1 protein-coding gene is annotated in these 1,292 nt (G+C 68.3%); it reads right to left on the minus strand.

Annotated features, from left to right (window positions below):
- On the minus strand, positions 1-1,292 hold a 1,292-nt coding region (locus DFR29_RS28835), incomplete at both ends, for a DUF11 domain-containing protein (RefSeq protein ID WP_133822082.1).

Raw genomic sequence — 1,292 nt, forward strand, 5'->3', positions numbered from 1 at the left:
GGTGCATCGATCGTCGTCGGGCCTTCGGTGTCGCTGCAGCGGGTGGCTGCCGGACAGCTTGGGTCGCCGCCGCCGCTGACGGTGGCCGTGTTCGTGACGCTGGCACCGGCCGCCAAGGTCGGCGTGACGGGAATGACGAAGCTGGCATTCGCCCCCACCGCCAAGCCGCTCGCGATCGTGCAGGTAACGATCTGGCCGGTTGCCGTACAACCCGCTGGCAGCGTGCCAATCGTGAGTCCTGCCGGAATCGCATCGAGGATCGTTGCGGCAGCCGTCGTGGCGGTCGTGCCGGTGTTGGTGACTTGAAGGGTGTAGCTCGCCGGAACGCCAACGGTCCACGGGCTCGCGCTCGCGGTCTTGGTCAGCGTCAGCTGCGGCGCATCGATCGTGGTCGGACCTTCGGTGTCGCTGCAGCGGACGGCCGCTGGACAGCTCGGGTCGCCGCCGCCGCTGACGGTGGCCGTGTTCGTGACGCTGGAGCCCGCCGCCAAGGTCGGCGTGACGGGAATGACAAAGCTCGTGCTCGCACTCGCGGCCAGGCCGGCAGGAACCGTGCAGGTCACGGTCTGGCCGGTTGCTGTACAACCCGCTGGCAGCGTGCCGATCGTGAGGCCAGTCGGAATCGTGTCAGTGATCGTCGCGGCAGCCGTCGTGGCCGTCGTGCCGGTATTGGTGACTTGAAGGGTGTAGCTCGCCGGAACGCCAACGGTCCACGGACTGGCGCTCGCGGTCTTGTCGAGGGTCAGCTGCGGCGCATCGATCGTCGTCGGGCCTTCGGTGTCGCTGCAGCGAGCGGCTGCCGGACAGCTCGGATCGCCGCCGCCGCTGACGGTCGCGGTATTGGTAACGCTGGCACCTGCCGCCAAGGTCGGCGTGACCGGAATGACAAAGCTCGTGCTTGCACTCGCGGCCAGGCCGGCAGGAACCGTGCAGGTGACGGTCTGTCCGGCTGCCGTGCAGCCTGCCGGCAGCGCGCCGATCGTGAGACCGGTCGGAATCGTGTCGGTAACCGTTGCAGCGGCTGTCGTAGCCGTCGTGCCGGTGTTGGTGACTTGAAGGGTGTAGCTTGCCGGTACACCGACGGTCCACGGGCTGACGCTCGCGGTCTTGGTCAGCGTCAGCTGCGGCGCATCGATCGTCGTCGGACCTTCGGTGTCGCTGCAGCGGGTGGCTGCTGGACAGCTCGGATCGCCGCCGCCGCTGACGGTGGCGGTATTGGTAACGCTGCCACCGGCCGCCAAGGTCGGCGTGACCGGAATGACGAAGCTCGTATTCGCGCCGACCGCCAAGCC

The organism is Tahibacter aquaticus (genome assembly GCF_004363655.1).
Classification (GTDB): domain Bacteria; phylum Pseudomonadota; class Gammaproteobacteria; order Xanthomonadales; family Rhodanobacteraceae; genus Tahibacter; species Tahibacter aquaticus.